At 55.1% G+C, this 18622-nt stretch carries 15 protein-coding genes, 15 tRNA genes and 1 rRNA gene; 4 read left to right on the top strand and 27 right to left on the bottom strand.

All coding sequences use genetic code 11. The annotated features are described in order from the left end of the window. The first annotated feature begins 99 nt into the window (after nucleotides 1-99). From BM322_RS10755 to BM322_RS10745, 3 genes are all read left to right on the top strand, one after another. Nucleotides 100-594, top strand: coding sequence for a DNA-deoxyinosine glycosylase (locus BM322_RS10755; protein ID WP_075430327.1), 495 nt, complete (start codon nucleotides 100-102; stop codon nucleotides 592-594). A 318-nt stretch (nucleotides 595-912) separates the two neighbouring features. After that, nucleotides 913-2223 carry an ammonium transporter gene (locus BM322_RS10750; protein WP_143102233.1) on the top strand — a complete coding sequence of 437 codons (1311 nt, stop codon included), beginning with the start codon at nucleotides 913-915 and terminating at the stop codon, nucleotides 2221-2223. A 9-nt stretch (nucleotides 2224-2232) separates the two neighbouring features. Then, entirely contained in the window at nucleotides 2233-2604 is a 372-nt protein-coding gene (locus tag BM322_RS10745; protein WP_075430325.1) for a P-II family nitrogen regulator, read from the top strand. 72 nt (nucleotides 2605-2676) lie between these two features. On the opposite strand, the gene BM322_RS10740 is transcribed toward BM322_RS10745, so the two are convergent. After that, nucleotides 2677-3432 carry an HAD-IIB family hydrolase gene (locus tag BM322_RS10740; protein ID WP_075430323.1) on the bottom strand — a complete coding sequence of 252 codons (756 nt, stop codon included), beginning with the start codon at nucleotides 3430-3432 and terminating at the stop codon, nucleotides 2677-2679. Nucleotides 3433-3462: 30 nt separating this feature from the next. Continuing rightward, nucleotides 3463-3723: a hypothetical protein gene (locus BM322_RS10735; RefSeq protein ID WP_075430321.1), complete on the bottom strand. Its 261-nt coding sequence runs from the start codon at nucleotides 3721-3723 to the stop codon at nucleotides 3463-3465. Between the two features lie 180 nt (nucleotides 3724-3903). Between BM322_RS10735 and BM322_RS10730 the strand changes: the two genes are divergently transcribed. Continuing rightward, a complete protein-coding gene (locus BM322_RS10730; RefSeq protein ID WP_075430318.1) occupies nucleotides 3904-4365 on the top strand; it encodes a hypothetical protein in 462 nt (153 codons plus the stop codon). 54 nt (nucleotides 4366-4419) lie between these two features. Here the strand turns inward: BM322_RS10730 and BM322_RS10725 are convergent, their stop codons facing one another. The 25 genes from BM322_RS10725 to rrf all read right to left on the bottom strand — a co-directional run bounded on the left by BM322_RS10725 (nucleotide 4420) and on the right by rrf (nucleotide 18586). After that, complete coding sequence (locus tag BM322_RS10725) at nucleotides 4420-4647, bottom strand: hypothetical protein (RefSeq protein ID WP_075430315.1); 228 nt, start codon at nucleotides 4645-4647, stop codon at nucleotides 4420-4422. Between the two features lie 117 nt (nucleotides 4648-4764). Then, the gene (locus tag BM322_RS10720) at nucleotides 4765-5337 is read right to left on the bottom strand and encodes an RNA polymerase sigma factor (protein ID WP_082334466.1); all 573 of its coding nucleotides are present in this window, start codon (nucleotides 5335-5337) and stop codon (nucleotides 4765-4767) included. Then, on the bottom strand, nucleotides 5334-6827 hold the full coding sequence (locus BM322_RS10715) for a TolC family protein (protein ID WP_075430312.1): 1494 nt from the start codon (nucleotides 6825-6827) through the stop codon (nucleotides 5334-5336). The genes BM322_RS10720 and BM322_RS10715 overlap by 4 nt, the downstream gene beginning before the upstream one ends. Next, complete coding sequence (locus BM322_RS10710; RefSeq protein WP_075430310.1) at nucleotides 6824-9616, bottom strand: NHLP bacteriocin export ABC transporter permease/ATPase subunit; 2793 nt, start codon at nucleotides 9614-9616, stop codon at nucleotides 6824-6826. The genes BM322_RS10715 and BM322_RS10710 overlap by 4 nt, the downstream gene beginning before the upstream one ends. A gap of 4 nt (nucleotides 9617-9620) precedes the next feature. Further along, nucleotides 9621-11852: an NHLP family bacteriocin export ABC transporter peptidase/permease/ATPase subunit gene (locus BM322_RS10705; RefSeq protein ID WP_218154618.1), complete on the bottom strand. Its 2232-nt coding sequence runs from the start codon at nucleotides 11850-11852 to the stop codon at nucleotides 9621-9623. A gap of 5 nt (nucleotides 11853-11857) precedes the next feature. Beyond that, nucleotides 11858-12859: an HlyD family efflux transporter periplasmic adaptor subunit gene (locus BM322_RS10700; protein WP_075430308.1), complete on the bottom strand. Its 1002-nt coding sequence runs from the start codon at nucleotides 12857-12859 to the stop codon at nucleotides 11858-11860. After that, nucleotides 12859-14028: an efflux RND transporter periplasmic adaptor subunit gene (locus BM322_RS10695; RefSeq protein WP_075430306.1), complete on the bottom strand. Its 1170-nt coding sequence runs from the start codon at nucleotides 14026-14028 to the stop codon at nucleotides 12859-12861. Before BM322_RS10695 ends, BM322_RS10700 begins: the two co-directional genes overlap by 1 nt. A gap of 150 nt (nucleotides 14029-14178) precedes the next feature. Beyond that, complete coding sequence (locus tag BM322_RS10690; protein ID WP_075430304.1) at nucleotides 14179-15303, bottom strand: DUF362 domain-containing protein; 1125 nt, start codon at nucleotides 15301-15303, stop codon at nucleotides 14179-14181. A 301-nt stretch (nucleotides 15304-15604) separates the two neighbouring features. Then, nucleotides 15605-16927: a lipase family protein gene (locus BM322_RS10685; RefSeq protein ID WP_075430302.1), complete on the bottom strand. Its 1323-nt coding sequence runs from the start codon at nucleotides 16925-16927 to the stop codon at nucleotides 15605-15607. A gap of 70 nt (nucleotides 16928-16997) precedes the next feature. Further along, a tRNA-Leu gene (locus BM322_RS10680) sits at nucleotides 16998-17083 on the bottom strand. 7 nt (nucleotides 17084-17090) lie between these two features. Then, a tRNA-Leu gene (locus BM322_RS10675) sits at nucleotides 17091-17177 on the bottom strand. Nucleotides 17178-17214: 37 nt separating this feature from the next. Beyond that, nucleotides 17215-17300: transfer RNA gene (locus tag BM322_RS10670), tRNA-Leu, on the bottom strand. 27 nt (nucleotides 17301-17327) lie between these two features. Beyond that, nucleotides 17328-17414, bottom strand: a tRNA-Leu gene (locus BM322_RS10665). 35 nt (nucleotides 17415-17449) lie between these two features. Then, nucleotides 17450-17538: transfer RNA gene (locus tag BM322_RS10660), tRNA-Leu, on the bottom strand. Nucleotides 17539-17555: 17 nt separating this feature from the next. Then, nucleotides 17556-17629: transfer RNA gene (locus BM322_RS10655), tRNA-Gly, on the bottom strand. Between the two features lie 12 nt (nucleotides 17630-17641). Further along, nucleotides 17642-17717, bottom strand: a tRNA-Thr gene (locus BM322_RS10650). A 9-nt stretch (nucleotides 17718-17726) separates the two neighbouring features. Further along, nucleotides 17727-17802 (bottom strand) — tRNA-Phe (locus tag BM322_RS10645). A 53-nt stretch (nucleotides 17803-17855) separates the two neighbouring features. Then, nucleotides 17856-17932, bottom strand: a tRNA-Asp gene (locus BM322_RS10640). A 6-nt stretch (nucleotides 17933-17938) separates the two neighbouring features. Continuing rightward, nucleotides 17939-18014: transfer RNA gene (locus BM322_RS10635), tRNA-Val, on the bottom strand. A 6-nt stretch (nucleotides 18015-18020) separates the two neighbouring features. Continuing rightward, a tRNA-Lys gene (locus BM322_RS10630) sits at nucleotides 18021-18096 on the bottom strand. Between the two features lie 9 nt (nucleotides 18097-18105). Further along, nucleotides 18106-18180 (bottom strand) — tRNA-Glu (locus tag BM322_RS10625). Nucleotides 18181-18207: 27 nt separating this feature from the next. Then, nucleotides 18208-18283 (bottom strand) — tRNA-Lys (locus tag BM322_RS10620). 5 nt (nucleotides 18284-18288) lie between these two features. Beyond that, a tRNA-Gln gene (locus tag BM322_RS10615) sits at nucleotides 18289-18365 on the bottom strand. 23 nt (nucleotides 18366-18388) lie between these two features. Further along, nucleotides 18389-18464, bottom strand: a tRNA-Asn gene (locus tag BM322_RS10610). A 5-nt stretch (nucleotides 18465-18469) separates the two neighbouring features. Beyond that, nucleotides 18470-18586: ribosomal RNA gene (rrf, locus tag BM322_RS10605) — 5S ribosomal RNA — on the bottom strand. Nucleotides 18587-18622 lie beyond the last annotated feature (36 nt).

Raw genomic sequence — 18622 nt, 5'->3', positions numbered from 1 at the left:
TATAGCAAAATAATCACTGACGTCAAGCATTATTCCTCTGTATTTTCCTTTTTCCGCACCTGATGGTAGAATGAGAAAAAGAACACACAGGAGGTAACCATGAACTGTACCGGATTTCCGCCGAGCATCGATCAAGGATGCCATACCTTGATATTAGGCTCCATGCCCGGCGTTACTTCACTTCAGCAACAACAATACTATGCCCATCCCCAGAACCGCTTCTGGCCGCTGATGGCGCGCCTGCTCAACGAGCCTGCGGCACCGGCAGATTATGAGCAGCGCCTGCAGATGCTGCTGCATCATCATATCGCCCTCTGGGATGCCATCGATACCTGCGAGCGCAGCGGCAGCCTTGATTCTGCCATAAAGAATGTGCAGGGCAACGATTTCACTGCCCTGCTGCAGGAATATCCGCGCATCAAGACCATCTGCTGCAACGGCGGCAAATCTGCCCAGACCTTCAAGCGCTATAACAAGGAGCTGCTCACCCGCACGGATATCGCGTTCCACTTCCTGCCCTCGACGAGCCCCGCCAACGCGCGCTGGCGCATGGATATGCTGGCTGACGCTTGGAGCCAGGCCATTCATCCCTGAGCCGCCCACTGTCCGATTCCTGTATCCTTGTATACATTTTCAAGCAATATTGACAGGTCAAAGAGGAATGACTATAATAAAAGCCATCAACAGATACGAGGCAATGGCGCCCCGCAGGATCAGGTACCGGATCCTGCGGGGCTTTTCTGTTCTCTTAGCTGTTGATGGTCTGTCAAGTATCATAAATGTATGCCGGCTCCTGCTGGCATACAGCTAGAGACAAAGGCGTCTCACGGCTCTAACGCTGGAGCTGTGTGGCGCCTTTTTGTTATTTGCTTTTCGCTATTATCTTTTTTCATTCAGAAAGGACTGATTTCCATGATTGATACGGGTGATACGGCCTGGGTCCTCATCAGTGCAGCCCTGGTCTTCATCATGACTCCTGGACTTGCCTTCTTCTACGGCGGCATGGTCCGCAGCAAGAATGTTCTCACGACGATCATGCAGAGTTTCTTCATCGTCGCAATGATTTCCGTCGAATGGGTACTTATCGGTTATGCCATGACCTTCGGCACCGATATCAATGGCTTTATCGGCAGCCTCGATAAGATCGGTCTTGCCGGCGTTGGCATGAACGTCCTCGAGAATGGCACGATTCCCGAGCTCGCGTTTGTCGCCTTCCAGTGCATGTTCGCCGTCATCACACCGGCTCTTATCACTGGGGCCTTCGCTGAACGCATGAAGTTCGCGGCCTTTGCCGTCTTCATCCTGCTCTGGGCAATCCTGATCTACAACCCGATGGCTCACTGGGTCTGGGGCGGCGGTTTCCTTGCCGAGCTCGGTGCCCTTGACTTTGCTGGTGGTCTTGTCATCCACATCCTTTCCGGTGTCTCTGGCCTCACGCTCTGCATCCTCTTAGGCAAACGCAAGGGCTATGGCCGCACCGCCATGATCCCGCACAACCTGCCGATGACTGTTCTCGGCGCTACGCTGCTCTGGTTCGGCTGGTTCGGCTTCAATGCCGGCAGTGCTCTCGGTGCTAATGCTCTCGCTGCTAACGCTTTCGTTACCTCCCAGGCTGCAGCTGCCGCTGCTACGGTTTCCTGGGTCCTCGTTGAGTGGAAGTTCAATGGCAAGCCGACCATTCTCGGCGCTGCTTCGGGCTGCGTCGCTGGTCTTGTCGCCATCACGCCAGCAGCTGGCTTTGTTGCCCCGCTGCCATCAGTCATCATCGGTCTTGTAGGCGGCGTTGTCTGCTTCTTCGCCGTCGCCGTCCTCAAAGAGAAACTCGGCTATGATGATGCCCTTGACGCTTTCGGTGTCCATGGCATCGGCGGTACCTGGGGTGCTGTAGCCACGGGTCTTTGGGCCACGACTGAAATCAATCCGGATGGCGCCAATGGCCTCCTCTATGGTGAGTCCCATCTGTTCATCGCTCAGCTGATCTCGATTGTCGTCGCTTACGCCCTGGCTGTTGCCGGCACCTATGTCCTCTACAAGGTCGTCGCTGCTCTGATGGAGACGCGTGCCTCGGAGGCCGAGGAGCTCACTGGTCTCGATATCGTCGAACACGGCGAGCGCGGCTATGCCCGTTCGGTAATGACTGGCAGCCCGATGCTCGGCAGCTTCGAAGATTCCAGCGAGATGCTCGCCAACACGGTCATGAACATCAATGCACAGAAAGGATAAGGTGGCGTCATGAAAATAACGAAAATCGAAATCATCACCCGTTCCAGCAAGCTTGATGAGCTCATGCAGGCCCTCAATGAAATCGGCGTCCTCGGCATGACCGTCAGCCAGGTATTTGGCTGTGGCCTGCAGAAGGGCCACGAAGAAGTCTACCGTGGCAAGAAATACGATATCAATCTCGTACCGAAAATCAAGATTGAGACCGTCATCTGCGAAGTCCCGGTCGAGAAGGTCCTCGACACCGCCCAGAAAGTGCTGCGTACCGGCAGCTTCGGCGACGGCAAGATCTTTGTCACCGAGCTCTCCGATGCCGTCCGCATCCGCACAGGCCAGCGCGGAGCTGATGCCATCAAGGATATCCCGGGCGAACGCAAAGAATAACCCCACAATGAATGAAGGACCGGCAGCCAAAGCAATCTGCTTATGGCTGCCGGTCCTTTTTGTCTGATGATGTCACAGGTTATCAAGCAGCATGGAGCCAACCGTAGGATATACCTTGCTCGCAGCCTCATGCATGAAGGGCTTGGCCGTGGCCACGGTGAAACCATCGAACCGCTCGATCATCGGCAAGTCGTTCTTGTCATCACCGATGACCAGGAGCTCACTGCCCTTCCATTCACTTGCGGCCAGCATCTGCTGCAGGCCCCAGCCCTTATCGGCTTCCACGGCATTGATATCGAGATAGCTGCGGTTGATATTGCCTCCCAGCCCCGGATAAGCCGCATGGATAGCCGCGCTTACTTGCTGGGCCTCCTCCGGTGTCGCCAGCTTTATGCTGAGCTGTACGACATCTGGCAGCGCCAGTGCCTCCGCCAGTGTTATCGGCGGTATAAGCTCTGACGGGATGTCAGGATTGGGCCGGATGCTGCGCACGCTGCGGGCCGTGAATACCAGCAACGAATGGCTGTCTTCCTGCATGATGGGCATAGAGAGCACACCGCGCAGGACATCTGGCGCAATGGCCTTGCAGTGGATCATCTGCCCTTCGCCATCCACGGAGACGGCCCCATTGTTGCAGACGAGGAAATCCGGCTGCCAGTCCCCATAGCGCTCCAGCGCCTCCCGGATAAGCGTCAGGCCGCGTCCCGTCGCGATGCCGAACTTGTTGCCAGCCGCCTGCCAGGCCTTGATTGCCTTGATGTTCTCTGCTGGAATCGGCTCACCAATGGGACAAAGCGTCCCGTCAAAATCTGTTGCTGCAATCTTCATCTATTTCCACCTGTACTTTTCTCTGACGCGTTAGCCTTCATCCGAAAAACGCCGCTTGAACAGCTCGGATTCCTTGCCCTTGCCCGTAAACAGCAGCGAACACATCTCCTCAATGGACAGCTTGTCCACGTCGGCAATCTCAATGACCAAAGCCTCCGCTTCGGTATGCATGCTGCCAACCGGCAGGCACAGATATTTTTCGGGAATCCTTGTGGCCTTGCCGCAATAGTCCTTTACTTCGACTTCCTGCTCAGCGGGCAGGATTGCTGCTAACTCTGATAATACGATCATATCTCACACATTCTTTCCTGCGCTTTTGCGCATACTTGATATATAAATATTCGCCCCGTCCAAAAGAAATTCCTGCCTCATATTTTCTCTCATTCTATCGCATTTACTTGTCATTTATGTTATAATAATAATAATACAATTTTTTCGTTTATACCGACCCAAGGAAGGAGGGTGTCCCCTATGATCATGAAGAAAAAGCCGACACTCCGCAACTGTGAAGAATGTGGCAAAGTGTTTGTTGATAATTCCGGCAGAATGACTGTCTGCCCCAAATGCTACGAAAAACAGCGGGAAAACGAAAAACTCGTCATCGAGTATGTCCGCCAGCATCCCCATTCAACCATCAAGAAAATCTGTAAGGAAACCGGAGCAACGTTCAAACTCGTTTCGACCATGGTACAGCGCGGCCAGTTCTTTGCCAACGGCGGTCAGGTTCTCTATCCCTGCAGCCGCTGCCGTAAACCAATCTCGCATGGCATCTACTGTCCAGCTTGCGCTGCTCTGCTCAACCAGGCACTGCGCAACTCGAACGAAATCGCCAAATCCCGCGAACGCATGAAAGAACTCAGCAAAGAGCTTGGTGCTGCCCAACGCACCAAAGGACACCGGCTCCACTGGATGGATGTACGTGATAAAAAATAAGATTACCGCCATGCAGGTTCTCCACAACCTGGCATGGCGGTATTTTTATGCCTATCATTCGTCTTTCCTCTGTTCCTGCCGCTCCTGGTTCGTGGGTGTCCCAGCAGCAGCTACCCAATCCAAGGCCTCTTCGCTCATTTTGGCGGCGGCCCATTTGCTCTTGCCCTTGGCGTTGTCCTGCCTGTGCATTTGCAGGAGCTTTCCCAGCAGACGTTCTTTCACGGGGTGGCAAGCGGAAAAGTCAAAGGACTGCAGCTCCTGGGTTAGTTTTTCTTCCATCATGGTATTTCTCTCCTTCCATATACGCTTCTGTAGCTCGCTTGTTTCCCTTTATCCTTTATACTCCTGAGGATGGGAAAGTGTTATGTTTAGGAGACAAGTTTTTCAAGACTCGTGAGCTCACTCCTTCAGCAGTTCCCTCAGCCGTTCCCGGGCCTGCTTCAAGGCCACCCGCACGGAGCTTGGAGCCATGCCCAGCTGGGCGGCGATCTCATTCGACTTCATTTCCAGCCAGTAGGTCATCTCCAGGATCTGCCGCTGGCGCTCCGGCAGCTGCATGATGGCTTCATGCAGCTCTTCCTGCCGCTCTTTAGACAGTGCCTGCTTCTCCGGATTTTCCTCGGCCGGAGCAGCAGGGTCGAACGCATCATCCCAAGGGGCCTGCATGGTAACGGCCTTGCTGGCAAAATGAGAGCTAACCACATTCTTGGCGATGCGGAACAGCCAGGTGGAAAAGGCCCCCTTCTCTGGGTCGTACTGGGAAAGGTGCTCATACATGCGAAGGAAGGCTGACTCCACCAGCTCATCAGCCAAATAGCTGTCCCTGGTCTTCTTCAACAGGAACTGATAGACCCTGGGGAAGAAATGCTCATAGAGCCGGGTGAAAGCCTCTTCATCGGTGACGGCCTGCACCGCCAGCCGCCCCCAGGGGTCAATGCCCATCTTTCCCGGCATGACAGTTAACCTGCTCATGGTGCCTCCTCTCTCAGCCCGGCAGCCTGCAGCGCCTTATCGGCAGAGGCACCTGCCTGCTCTGCCTCCGTATAGGCAAGCGCGTCAAAACCTACAGGCACCCCCATGGCCTTTTCCAGGGAAGCCCGGTAGAGATTGTACTGATAAAGGGCTGTCATGTAGTTGAACTTGGCCTGGGTGAGCTTGTCCTGGGCATCGGTCACGGAAAGCAGGATGTCCACGCCCTCCTCATAGCGCACCTGGGCAATCTTATAACTGTCCTCAGCCTGCTGGATGACCAGAGCGGTTTCCTTGATATTCTGCTCCGCCGCCTTCATCTGCAGGTAGACCCTGCGGGTTTCCAGCCGGATGGCTTTTTTCGTCCGTCGGGCTTCGGCCTCGTATTGGTTCACTGCCGAAGCAGCCGCCTGCACATTCGCTGAGGTAACGCCGTTATCAAAGATATTCCAGCTGAGAGCAATGCCTGCCTCCCAGGCATTGCTGCGCTCGCTGGCAAAGGGGGAATTGCTGGCAATGGCCTGGTTGGCCACCCCTGTGACTTGGGGACTCCAACCGGCCTTGGCTGCTGCCTTCCGGGCCTGGGCTGCCTTGATATCGTAGTCTGCGGCCAGCCCATCAGGCCGATGGGCCAGGGCGTAGGCCTCACAGTCGGGCAAATCTTTGCCGTAAGGCTCATAGGAAAAATAATCCAATGGCTCCACATCCGTGTCCTGGGGAAGCCCCACGATACTGGCTAGTACCGATTTAGCTATGGCCACCTGAGCCTCGGCCTGTACCAGATTCTGCCGGTAATTGGCCAGGCTCACATTCATGGTGAGCATATCCGCCTCTGCCACTGCCCCTTCCTCGAACTGCGCCCGGATGATATCCATCTGCTTTCTGCCCATATCCACTGCCTCCCTGGCCACCTGGGCCAGGTTTTCATAATGCAGGAGCTCGGCATAGCTCTCAGCTGCCTGATAGCGCACGGTCTGACGAGCATTCTCCACGGTGAGGTCAGCCCTGTTCAACTGGTAGCCCCCCGCCTTGATCTGGTTTTCCAGCTGCCCCCCGGTATAGATAGGAATGCTGAGGTTCCAGCTGTTGGCAAAGGTGTTCTTGTATGCGTAAGAGCCCACCGTATTGGACTGCTCGGAAACCACTGGAAAACCTTCGTTATCAAAAACGTAGCCTGTGACAGTCTTTTTCGTGACCACATGAGGATTGCCATAACGGCTATGGGCTTCATTCGCCGCTTCGTAATTGCGTCCCCCGATGCGGTAGGCTTGGGAATTCCAGTTCACCGTAGGCCCTTTCTGCCGGCGTGCAGCCTTCCAGCCATACAGAGCTGCCGCCCTGCCCGCCTGGGCCCCTTCGATGCTTTCATCACTATGGAGGGCCATCTTGATGCTGTCAGCCAGCGTAAGGCCCACGGTTTCCGCTTGGGCGGTAGAAAAAGGAAAAGCTAGTGCCGTGCATATTACCGGAATCAAAAGTATGGATTTTTTCATGAAAGATTCACCTTCCTGGGCTGCCTGCCCGTTACCTGCCGCTTTACCAGATCTGCAAAGAGCCCGCCTTTTGCCACCAGTTCGTCGAAGCTGCCTGTCTCTGCCACGCGGCCATCATCCATGACGATGATCCGGTCACATTTCCTGATGGTCGACAGACGATGGGCCACGATGATGCGGGTGGCCTTGAGTTTATCAAGACTGCGGGTCACTATGGCCTGGGAGCGGTTGTCCAGAGCGCTGGTAGCTTCGTCAAAAATAAGGATGGCAGGCTTTCCAGCCAGCGCTCTGGCAATAAGGATTCTCTGCCTCTGCCCACCGGAGATATTGCTGCTGCCCTCACTGATTACCGTCTGCATGCCCATGAGCATCTGGGCAATATCCTCAGCAATGCCTGCCGCCTCAGCAGCCTCCCAGGCATCGTCCTGGGTAAGCATCTTGGTACCGACAATATTCGTATAGATATCGCCCGTCATGAGCTGGCCATTCTGCAGTACCACTCCCATCTGGGAGCGGACAGAGGGCAAGGATAGCTCGGAAAGATCCTGTCCGTCAAAGGTGATGCTGCCCCGCTTGGGAACCTCAAAGCCTAAGAGCAGCCGCACCAGAGTGCTCTTGCCACTGCCGGACTTGCCCACAATGGCCACATGCTCTCCGGCAGCAATGGAAAAGCTCACATCCTTCAGAACCTCATCTCCTTCCACCTCCACCACGTCGCCCTTGGGATCTGGCAGCACATGAGTGTAGGCAAAGGAGAGATGGCTAACCTCCAGGGAACCGGAAAGCTGTCCTGCCTCCTGCTTTTCCCCGGTGGTCTCAGGCACCGCCTCCAGAATGGGCCGCAAATTCTCCAGCTGGGGCTGGATGGCAAAGTACTGGCTGATGAGGCCCAGCACCCCGCCGATAACTCCGTTGAAGCTGGAATAGGCCGCGTTGAAGGCGATGAACTGCGCATAGCCAATACCATTCTGCACCGTCCTGCCGTCCGGCCCTACTTCATTCATGCCGTAAACGGCAATCCAGTAGAGGATCATGGTGAGCACAAAGGGCTGAATGCTGGCGATGATCGAGGTGTAGTTGTCCTGCCATCTGAGCTTCAGGCTCCAGTTCCAATGCTCCCCGAAGGTCTGGGTCCAGAGGCTGTAGGCCTGCTCCTCCGCCCCCTGAACCCGGAATTTGGGCAGCCCGGCAAAGATCTGCTGGACGGTGCCGGCGGACTTATTGCCTGCCTCGATGATCTTCCGCTGGAAGAACAGCACCCGCCGCAGCACTAAGGCCACGAAAACGGAATACACTGCCCAGACGCCTATGGCCGCCGCCGTCAGCTTCAGGCTGTAGTAACACATGAGGAAAATGCTCCAGAAAGAGAAGATAAATGAGAGGATGGATGTGGCAAACTCGCCCGAGGCCAGGCCCTTGGCAATGCCGATGCCGCCCATACGGCTGGCCAGTTCCCCCACGGTGAAGCGGCGGAAGAATCTGGCCGGCAGGCTCATAAGCCGCCCCCACATGGCCGCCTCTGCCGCCACCTCAATGCGGTTTGATATGCGCAGCACCGCAATGGAGCGCACAATGGACAGGGCTGCCGTAGTGAAGCTGGTGACCATCAGGGCCTGGGTGACAGTGGCCAACCCCTGCCTGTCCAGGATGGGAATGATATCCTGGAAAATGGTTTCCGTGATGATAGGCGTAGCCAATGGTATAAGTCCTGCAAAAAGACTGCACACCAGAATGGTGCGGTAATCCGCCAGCCAGCACTGGCGGAACATGAACTTGATGAGATCCCAGAGCTTCAAGGCTCTGGCCGGAAAGCCTGCAAAGCATTGGAACGCATCTTTGGCAATAGCTTTGGCAGTTTCTTCATTTACCTCAATACCCTGAGGACTCCCGGCATATACCAGCCGGTAATGCTCAGGATCATCAGGCAGCAGGGCGGCTATTTCCTTGGTCTGGCTGCCGGGAGGCGTGTAGAAGCCAAGCATGACCCCCGTATCCTTTTTATACCAGCCCTCTGGCAGGTCTACCAGCCGCATCTGCATATTGCCCTTCTGCATGAGGCGGCGCAGCAAAGCCACGTCATCAAGGCCGCGGGCGTTTTCCTCCGTAAGGGTGATGGCCTCTGTGGGCATCTTCAGCTTCTCCGCGGCCTGACACACGGCAAAGGTAGCATCCAGCAGGAACTTGCTGCTCCTTTCCTGCTCGCTTTGTCCGTAGAAAAGCTGCTCCTCGCCCATAAGACTTCTGATGCCGTTTTCCACCAGCATCTTCTTGGCCATTTCCCGCCTGCGGATATGCCGGGAAAGACGCTTGTCGCTGGCTCCGAAACGGATGCCTATGAGCATGGCCAGTATTTCTTCATGCTGCCGGAAGGAGTCTAGCAGTTTTTCCTGGCTGCCATCCTCGGCAAAGAGCCCAGGCTTGCGCCACAACTGGAGCATATCGTCCCCCTTGTCCGCCATGAGGCGCAGCCAGTTGATCCTGATCAGGGCAGCAAACCAATCCTGCATGAGGGCGCGCAGTTCCTCCACCCCCGCCTGCCTCCAGGGCACGAATTCCAGCTCCCCATCCTCCAGGCCGTAAACCTGCATGCGGATTTCCCCAAACTCGTCCAAAGCAGGGAAAACAGCTTCCCCTGGCTCCCTATCGATCAGGTAGCACTGGTGAAAGGAAATGTCCGCCTCCCGCCGGGTAGTGGCATAAACCTCTGCCCGTCCGGAGAGGAGGCGCCAGAAGCCTGTGTCCTCCGTCAGGAAGAAGCGCTCGCCTGAGAGTAATTTCTTCTTATCCATAGAGTCACTCCATCTGCTCCAATTCCTCGTTTTCCCTTTCCTCAATGAGCCTGCTATACGGCCCATCCTGCTCGATCATCTGCCTGTGGGTGCCCCGCTCCACGATCTTGCCTTGGGACAGCACGATGATCTCATCACAGTCCCTGATGGTGGAAAGCCTGTGCGCCACGATAAGGCAGGTGCAGCCCCTATGGCGGATATTATCCAGCACCTGTTTCTCCGTAATGGGATCGAGAGCAGAGGTAGCTTCGTCCAAGACTAAGATGGAGGGATTCACCGCCAGCGCCCTGGCTATCTCCAATCTCTGCCGCTGGCCCCCGGAGAAGTTTACGCCGCCCTCCTGGATATTGGCCTCATAGCCGCCGTTGAGTTTCAAGATATCCTCATGGATGCAGGCATCCTTGGCAGCCTCCACAATATCACTGCGGCGGGCGGTCTTGTCGAAAAGGGCGATATTTTCTGCCACCGTGCCAGAAAGCAGGAAGATATCCTGGTCTACAGCGGCAAGAGAAGCCACCACTACCTTACGGGGCAGCTGCCGCCGGGGTATGCCATCAAAGAGCACCTCGCCGCCCCACTCCTCATAGAGTCCTGTGACAATCTTGGCCAGGGTACTCTTGCCGCTGCCGGAGGCACCCACCACAGCCACCCACTGACCGGGGCGGGCATGGAGAGTGAAATGCTCCAGCAGTGGCTTTTCCAATGGGCTGTAGCCAAAGCTCACATCTTTCAATTCCAGATCCCCAGAGAGCCTGTCACGAGTGAGCGTCGTCTCTCCTTCTTCCGCTGGGAAATTCAGGCTGTCCACTTCATAGCAGCGCACATCGTTGAGTCTCTGCATCTGCATTTCCGTAGTCTGCAAGGTGGATCCAAGGCCCACCAAAGCATTCACCGGGGCCTGGAAGCTGCCCATGAGACTTTGGAAGGCCATGAACATACCTGCAGTCATAGCCCCCTCCATGATGGAGAAACCGCCAATGGTCATGATGAGAGCCCCATTGACTCCCGCCAGCAAAGTGGGCAATAATTTCACAGACATGGCCCAGAGAGCCGTTTCCTGAGAGGCCATCAGCACTTTGGTCTGATAGCCTGACCACTTGGTGAAAAAATCTGCCTCGTCCCCGCTGGCCTTGATAGTCTCGATCATGCGCAGGCCGTTCATGGCCACACCGTAGGCCTTGCCTGCATCCTGCTGGATACGCATGTTGAGATCCGTAAGATGACGCCGCATGGCAAAGAACAGGGCGATTTCCACGGAGCTGAAGGCCACGCCGATAAGGGTAAGCGTCACATTGTATTGCAGCAGCAAAAGCAGGTAAAACACAGCCACAAAGAAGTCCAGCACTGCCGTGGCCGCAGGCCCCGACAGGACCCCGGCAATAGACTGGTTGAACCCCACGCGGCCTGCCACCTCAGCAGCATAGCGCTGATGAAAGAACTGCATGGGCAGCTTCAGCAGATGCCAGAAATAGCTGGAGGAATCTGCCAAAGTCAGTTTGCGCTGCCACTGGGTCAATACTACGGCCCGCAGCCAGGTCATAATGCCCGAGAGGATGAAGGACACAGTCATGGCCAGCATGAAATTCGTCATCCAGTCAGGATGCTTGCGGGTCAGGATATCGTCCAAAAAGATCTGGCTCATGACCGGCCCCGCCAGTCCCGGAATAATGGCACAGAATTCCAGGATCAGGATGAACAGCAAGGCCCAACGATCCTGCAGGAGTTTCCTGGCCATATCCTTGAACACGTTGTAGCGGGCACCTTCTTTTTGAAATTCCGGTCCCGGCAGGATCTGCAAAGACACGCCAGTATAAGAGGTGCGAAATTCCTCCCAGGGCACAGTGCGGCGTCCCATGGCAGGGTCATTCAAGTAGGCCTTGCCTTTCTCGATCCCTTCCAACACCACGAAATGGTTGAACTCCCAGTGGATGATGAGGGGAAACGGCTGATCCTCCTCGCATAGCTCCAAGAGGTCATTGGCGCTCCAGCGGTAGCCGTCGGCCTCGCAGCCCCGGTTCCGGGCAGCCTTTATCACGCAGCTGGCCTTAGAGCCATCCCGGTTCACCCCGCACTCAGCCCGGAGCTTTTCCAAGGGCACCCAAAGGCCAAAATGAGCCAGCACCATGCCCAGCGCCGCCGCCCCGCACTCCGTAGCCTCCATCTGCAGCACCGTGGGGACTTTCACCCTGTATCGGGAGGAATGGAAGGTGTTTTTCAGTTTTTCCAGCCACTCCAAGCCCCTCACCTGCCCCTCAGCCACTGGCTCAGCTTATAGAAAACCTTTTCAATAGGCGGACGCCGCTCAATGATGATGGAACCGGTGACAAAGCTGCCAGCAGTTATGGGCTTGTGCTCCCCCACCGAGGAGGTCCAAAGGTAGCCAGACTTATCCGCTTCATCCTTCACCAGGTCAAAATCCACTTCCACCAGGGAACTTTGCTGGGAAGACAGGATCCACTGGGCCAGCTGCTCATTTCCCAGGGTCTTTTGCATATTCTGGATGGAAACGGGATACTGGGACACCGAACGCACTGTGCCCAGGAGACTCCCGGTCTGGGAAACGTCGGCCCCGTTGGGAGCGAGCTGGACCGTCTGGCCCTTCTCCACGCGTTTGCCCTTGTCTACGGGAATGTAGAGGATGCCCTTCAGATGGCCCCGGCCCTCGTCAATCCTCACACTGGCAATGGGAGTGCCGCTGCCCACCACACTGCCTTCCTCCACCAGCACCTCGTCTACGATGCCATTGAAGGTAGAGTAGATATTGGCCGTGGCTTCCTGCTGGTAGCGGCGGGAATCGAATTCCCGCACCCTGGCAGCAGCATCCCGCATGGAGTTAGCCATCTCCGGCCCCATCTGGGCCATACGGGTGGCAGCCTCTTCCTGCACCATGCTCACATGGGCGATAAGAGCTCCCTTTTCCACCCTGTCCCCTGGATGGACATAAAGCTCATCCAAAGTCCCTCCGGAAAGGGTGGAAATCTTTCCCACCCCGGAAGGATCCATAATGAGCCCCATGCCGTCGGCCTTCACGGTGAAAGAGCCGAAAACCGACCAGATCACCACCGCCAGCATCATGACAGCCACGGCAATAAGTCCCATCCAGCCAATAGGAGTGGTGATGGTCATGGTCATGTCGAGCTTTTCCGGCGAGTGCATCTTGTCCAGGGCTTCCTTGCTGAAGATCTGGTCCCCAGTGCGGTTCCAGCGCTCTGCTGCCCCTTCCTTTTTCCTTTCCTCAGCCATCAGTCCTCATCCCCTTCCACCTCGGCTTTCACCTTCATGCCCTCTTCGAGCCCCTCGACGCTGCCAACCACCACCACTTCTCCAGGCTCCAGCCCGTTGTAGATCTCGATGTACTTATTGTCATCGGCACCGGCCCTTACCTGGCGAACATGGAGGATCCCCTCGGAATCCACCACGTAGACCTTGTCATGGGCCTTGTTCGCCATGGCAGCCAAGGGTACCGTTAGCGCCTTATAGGGAGTGCCTGCCCGCATGGTGATGTCCGTGTAGACCATGGCTTCCAAAAGCCCCGTACGGTTGTCCACCTCCCACACCGTGCGGCGCATATCCGCAGGCTCCGAAAGCGGCGGCACGATTTCCTTCAGGATGGCCTGAATCTCCATGCTGCCCCCCTTATTGCCAGCACCATAGGCGGTATCATAGACCTTTCCTGCCAGCTTGCGGTCCGGGAAATGCAGGAAACTGGCCTCTCCCAGCTCCAGATGACTGGCATCCTGGTCAGTCATATTCACGGAAAAATTCAGCCAATCAAAGCTTCCCACCAAAGCGATGGGGGTTCCAGGCTGCACATAGGCCCCCTCCCGCTGGTAGATGATCAGCACCTGTCCCGATACCGGCGAGTGCACGCTTAGCCACTCCTGCTGTACCAGGCACTGGTCTCGCTGGGCCTGAGCCTCACGAAGTGCCCCCTGGGCCGCCAGGAACTGGGCCTCTGCCTCTTCGTACTTCTCCTTGGATGTCGCCCGGCGGGAAAGGAGCCTGCCCTGACGCTGCCAGGCGTTGTTGGCCTGGGCCAGGACAGCTTCTGCCCTGCTGATGGCGCTTTCCGCCTGCTGGATTCGCAAGGGGATGTTTTCATTCATCATAGTCACTAAGATCTGTCCCTTAGCCACGGCAGCATTTTTCCCCACATGCCAGCTGACAATGCGCCCATCTGTAAGGGCTACCGCATCGGCGATGGCATCACTGGACAGCCGCAACGCATCGAGGGTCACCACTGGGGCAAAATCCCGCACCTGCGCCCGGGCCGCCGTCAGTTCCAAAGCCCGGCTGTCCATGCGCTTTGCTATCTGATTCTCATCGCTGTAGTTGAGCCAAGCCCCCCACACCACGATGGCCCCCGCCATCAGCAAGATGAGGACAATGCCCAGGCTGAAGATCTTTTTCATATTGCAAGGCCCCTTTGAAGTATCAATGCACACATTTTCCTTATTTATCTACTATTCGTCAAAATATTCGATATTTCCCCTTCCTTTACATGCAAAACGCCTCCATCCATGGAAAATATGCCATGAATGGAGGCGTGCTCGCTGATTGTCTTATTTCAGTTTTATAAGCTCATACTCCCTTGTGCCCATGCCGATCTTCTCGCCATGTTCCAGGGTTTCTTTCCAATGCACATTGGGGTTGTTGTCCATGAAGACATCATGATGATGATGCCAATCCGGCTGTGCCAGATGATCGCCCAGCTGGCTGTTGGCAATCGGTGCTGCCTGCTGGCAAGCATCCACACAAGCCTGATCGATGGCAATGGGATCAAATGACGCAAACATGCCGATATTCGGCAGGATAGCCGCATCATTTTCGCCATGGCAGTCACAGTTTGGCGAGATATCCATGGCCATGTTGATATGGAAACACGGACGATCCTGAACCACAGCCTGGGCATACTCGGCCATCTTCTTGTCGAGCAGGTCGCCAGCATCCCACTGCTCATTGCGGATAGCCGAGAAACTGCATGCGCCGATGCAGCGGCCGCATCCCTTGCAGATGTCCTTATCGATAACAGCCTTGTTGTTCACATACGTGATGGCATCCGAACCACATTCCTTCGCGCACTTGCGGCAGCCACGGCAGAGCTCCTCGCGGACCACGCATTTGCCCGAAGAATGCTGCTCCATCTTGCCGGCACGGCTGCCACAGCCCATGCCGATATTCTTGATAGCGCCGCCAAAACCCGTCATCTCGTGCCCCTTGAAATGGGCCAGACTGATGACGATATCCGCATCCATGACAGCCCGTCCAATTTTCGCAGCCTTGACGAACTCACCATTCTTTACTGGCACTTCCACATCATCCGTGCCCTTGAGACCATCGCCGATGATGATCTGGCAGCCTGTCGTGGTCGGATTGAACCCGTTGAGATTCGCACAATCCATATGCTCCAGCGCATGCTTGCGGCTGCCCGGATAAAGCGTATTGCAATCCGTAAGGAACGGCACACCGCCCTGTTCCTTGACGATGTCAGCGATGACCTTGGCATACTGCGGACGCAAAAATGCCATATTCCCGAGCTCGCCAAAATGCATCTTGATGGCAACGAACTTGCCTTCCATATCGATATCCTTGATACCGGCAGCAATACAAAGTGTCTTGAGCTTGGTCAGGATGCTCTGCCCGACCTGCACACGAAAATCTGTAAAGTATACCTTTGCTTTCTCCACTACTAGCTCCTCCTATAATACCTGAAAAATCTATCCATCACAGAAAAATAACCACCAGCGGCTTTCTCGTCACCAGCTGGCGGTTATTTCTCGTGTTTCAATTCTTTCTCCATGTACAAGTCTCCCCTGGGGTACTTACCGGCCCATCGGAATCTCCTCCCTTTTGTTATTGACATGCCGGCTGCTATTGGAAAGCTCTGAACTTCTTTCCTTCAGCTTACTTATAATATACCCGATTAGGAAGGAATTGTCAATGAGTTTTCAGACTTTTTTATGTATTCTGTACACGAAAAAATAACCATCAATGCATATATAGATCGCGCTGCGCTGCTGACCTGTATTGCAGATAGCCAACCACCTCTATTGGCGTAAGGCTGTGTGTCGTTGCACTGGTAGTCTGCATAGTCAGCAGGTTGCCCTGCCCGTCATAAAGCTCCTCCTCTAAGGACAAACGAAAGGCATAGCGCTCATCGCGGATGCGCTGCGCCTGCAAACGCTCCACAAGGATATACTGGCAGCCTGCCTGTCGGGCCGCAGCTTGCCAATCAGCAAAGGCTGCCGCCTTCTTATCCCCAAAAACCACAGGCTTGTACTCCATCTGCAGCATCCGCTGGATGACTCGCCGCATATAGGGGATATCGTCATCAATATGCTCATCTACCATGAACTGGATCGGCGTCACGTAGATTCCCCCAGCAACCTGCTTGGCACGCTCGCCAATCACAGCAGCCGGACAGGGCTCCTTGCAAGCATCCTGATAGTTGCGCAGCGCCTGGTCAAGATAGACCACCATATCATGGGAAAACCGCTCGGAATTATGGTTCTTTTCCCAGGTGATGCGCTGGCCAAACTGCACAAAACCACCGGATATGGATTGCAAAACACTCTTTACCGGGTCCCCGTCGATAACGATACGCGTAAGATTCATTTTATGCTCATAGGCACGGGCAAAGGCCCGATTGCCCACAGCCGGTGCCCCGAAGGTCACAACCTGAAGTTGTGCCGGCTGTACCCCCATATCTGCCAGGCGCGCAGCCGTAAGCGTTGCCACAGCGCCGCCTAGGCTGTGACCAGTCAGGTAAAGGACCGCCTGGGGATTTTTCCTGAGCACCTCAGCAATCACCTCACCAGCTGTCCTGTCGCCAAACTCCGGCAGTTTCTTTTGGAATAAAGCCACCTGCGTGTAATCATTGAATCCCTGATGAACCAGCGGCTCAGAACCATTATGGCCGCTTTCCCTGGCGGCGTTCCTGAATTCCTCCGGGGTATTTCCCGCAAAGTACACCCGCGACAAGCGCAGATCCACCTCGGCATCCTTCAGCCGCTCCGTTCCCGGAAAGACCAAGATATACATCTTGGTATGATCCGGCAACTCCCGTGAGGCCAGCTGGAAACGTCCTTCGGCAATACTGTTGATATTCTCCTGAGCTTCAAAATTCCAGCCGATACCTTGCAGCCATTGCCGCGTCAGGACGTTCATCTCATCGTTATAGGATGCCATCGAAACGAGGCTGGTCGCCAGATACAGGTCGGCACGATTTACCTCTGTTGCATGGGCATTGGTAACTGGCAAGCAGACAACCAACAAGAAAACCACAGCAGACAATACTCTCTTTATCTTCATAGACTATCCTCCTCTCACGCTCTACATATACAAGAAAAGCTCAGACAACTGTCTGAGCTTAGAATCCAAATGGTGCGGTCGATGGGACTTGAACCCATACGTCTTGTGAACACTACCCCCTCAAAGTAGCGCGTCTGCCAATTCCGCCACGACCGCGAAAACATGGTGCGGATGAGAGGACTTGAACCTCCACGATATTACTACCACTAGTACCTGAAACTAGCGCGTCTGCCGATTCCGCCACATCCGCATGATATGTAATTAAGAGAAAACACACAAAGAAGTAATGGTGCGGTTGATGGGACTTGAACCCATACGTCTTGTGAACACTACCCCCTCAAAGTAGCGCGTCTGCCAATTCCGCCACAACCGCATTACAATCCATGTGCTAGAAAATATATGGTGCGGACGAGAGGACTTGAACCTCCACGATGTCACCACCACTAGTACCTGAAACTAGCGCGTCTGCCGATTCCGCCACGTCCGCATGATAGCTATTTGATTTTTGTGCAACTAAAATGGTGGTGCCGAGGACCGGAATCGAACCGGTACGGTTGTCTCCAACCGACGGATTTTAAGTCCGTTGCGTCTGCCAGTTCCGCCACCCCGGCAGTAACATAATCTTAATTGGAGCGGGTGATGGGAATCGAACCCACGTGATCAGCTTGGAAGGCTGGAGCTCTACCATTGAGCTACACCCGCATAAAAAGCAAGTGGAGCTGGCGAGAGGAATTGAACCCCCAACCTGCTGATTACAAGTCAGCTGCTCTACCAATTGAGCTACACCAGCTTGAAAAAATGGTGCCTCCGAGCGGAATCGAACCACTGACACGGGGATTTTCAGTCCCCTGCTCTACCAACTGAGCTACAGAGGCATTTTCACAAGTTGCTTATATATATATAACACCTTACGGTGTTACAATCAAAATGGCGACCCGAAGGGGACTTGAACCCCTGACCTCCGCCGTGACAGGGCGGCATTCTAACCAACTAAACTACCGGGCCATGATATGGTGGGCGATAACAGGATCGAACTGCTGACATCTTGCTTGTAAGGCAAGCGCTCTCCCAGCTGAGCTAATCGCCCATGAAATGGTGACCCACCACGGAATCGAACCGTGAACCTACTGATTAAGAGTCAGTTGCTCTGCCAGTTGAGCTAGTGAGTCATGATAAAATGGTGACGCGTATGGGACTCGAACCCATGAAGCCGCCGTGAAAGGGCGGTGTCTTAACCGCTTGACCAACGCGCCAATACAATCAAGTGGATATCTAAAAAATGGTGGCTCACCCGGGATTCGAACCCGGGACACCCTGATTAAAAGTCAGGTGCTCTACCAACTGAGCTAGTGAACCGTATCTGGCTGGGGTAGCTGGACTCGAACCAGCGGATGCGGGAGTCAAAGTCCCGTGCCTTAACCGACTTGGCTATACCCCAATCACCCCAGGGTATTAACAAAATGGCTCCTCGAGCAGGATTCGAACCTGCGACAGCCTGATTAACAGTCAGGTGCTCTACCGACTGAGCTATCGAGGAATCACAACCGGCAACTTCCTATCCTCCCAGCCCGTCTCCAGGCAAGTACTTTCGGCCTCTGCATGCTTAACTACTGTGTTCGGTATGGGAACAGGTGGAACCATACAGGCAACATCACCGGATATAAAACTGGCAACTCCCTATCCTCCCAGTCCGTC

It is taken from the genome of Selenomonas sp. GACV-9 (assembly GCA_900116485.1).
Classification (GTDB): Bacteria; Bacillota; Negativicutes; order Selenomonadales; family Selenomonadaceae; genus Selenomonas_A; species Selenomonas_A ruminantium_G.
This window is presented reverse-complemented; position numbering and strand designations above follow the sequence as displayed.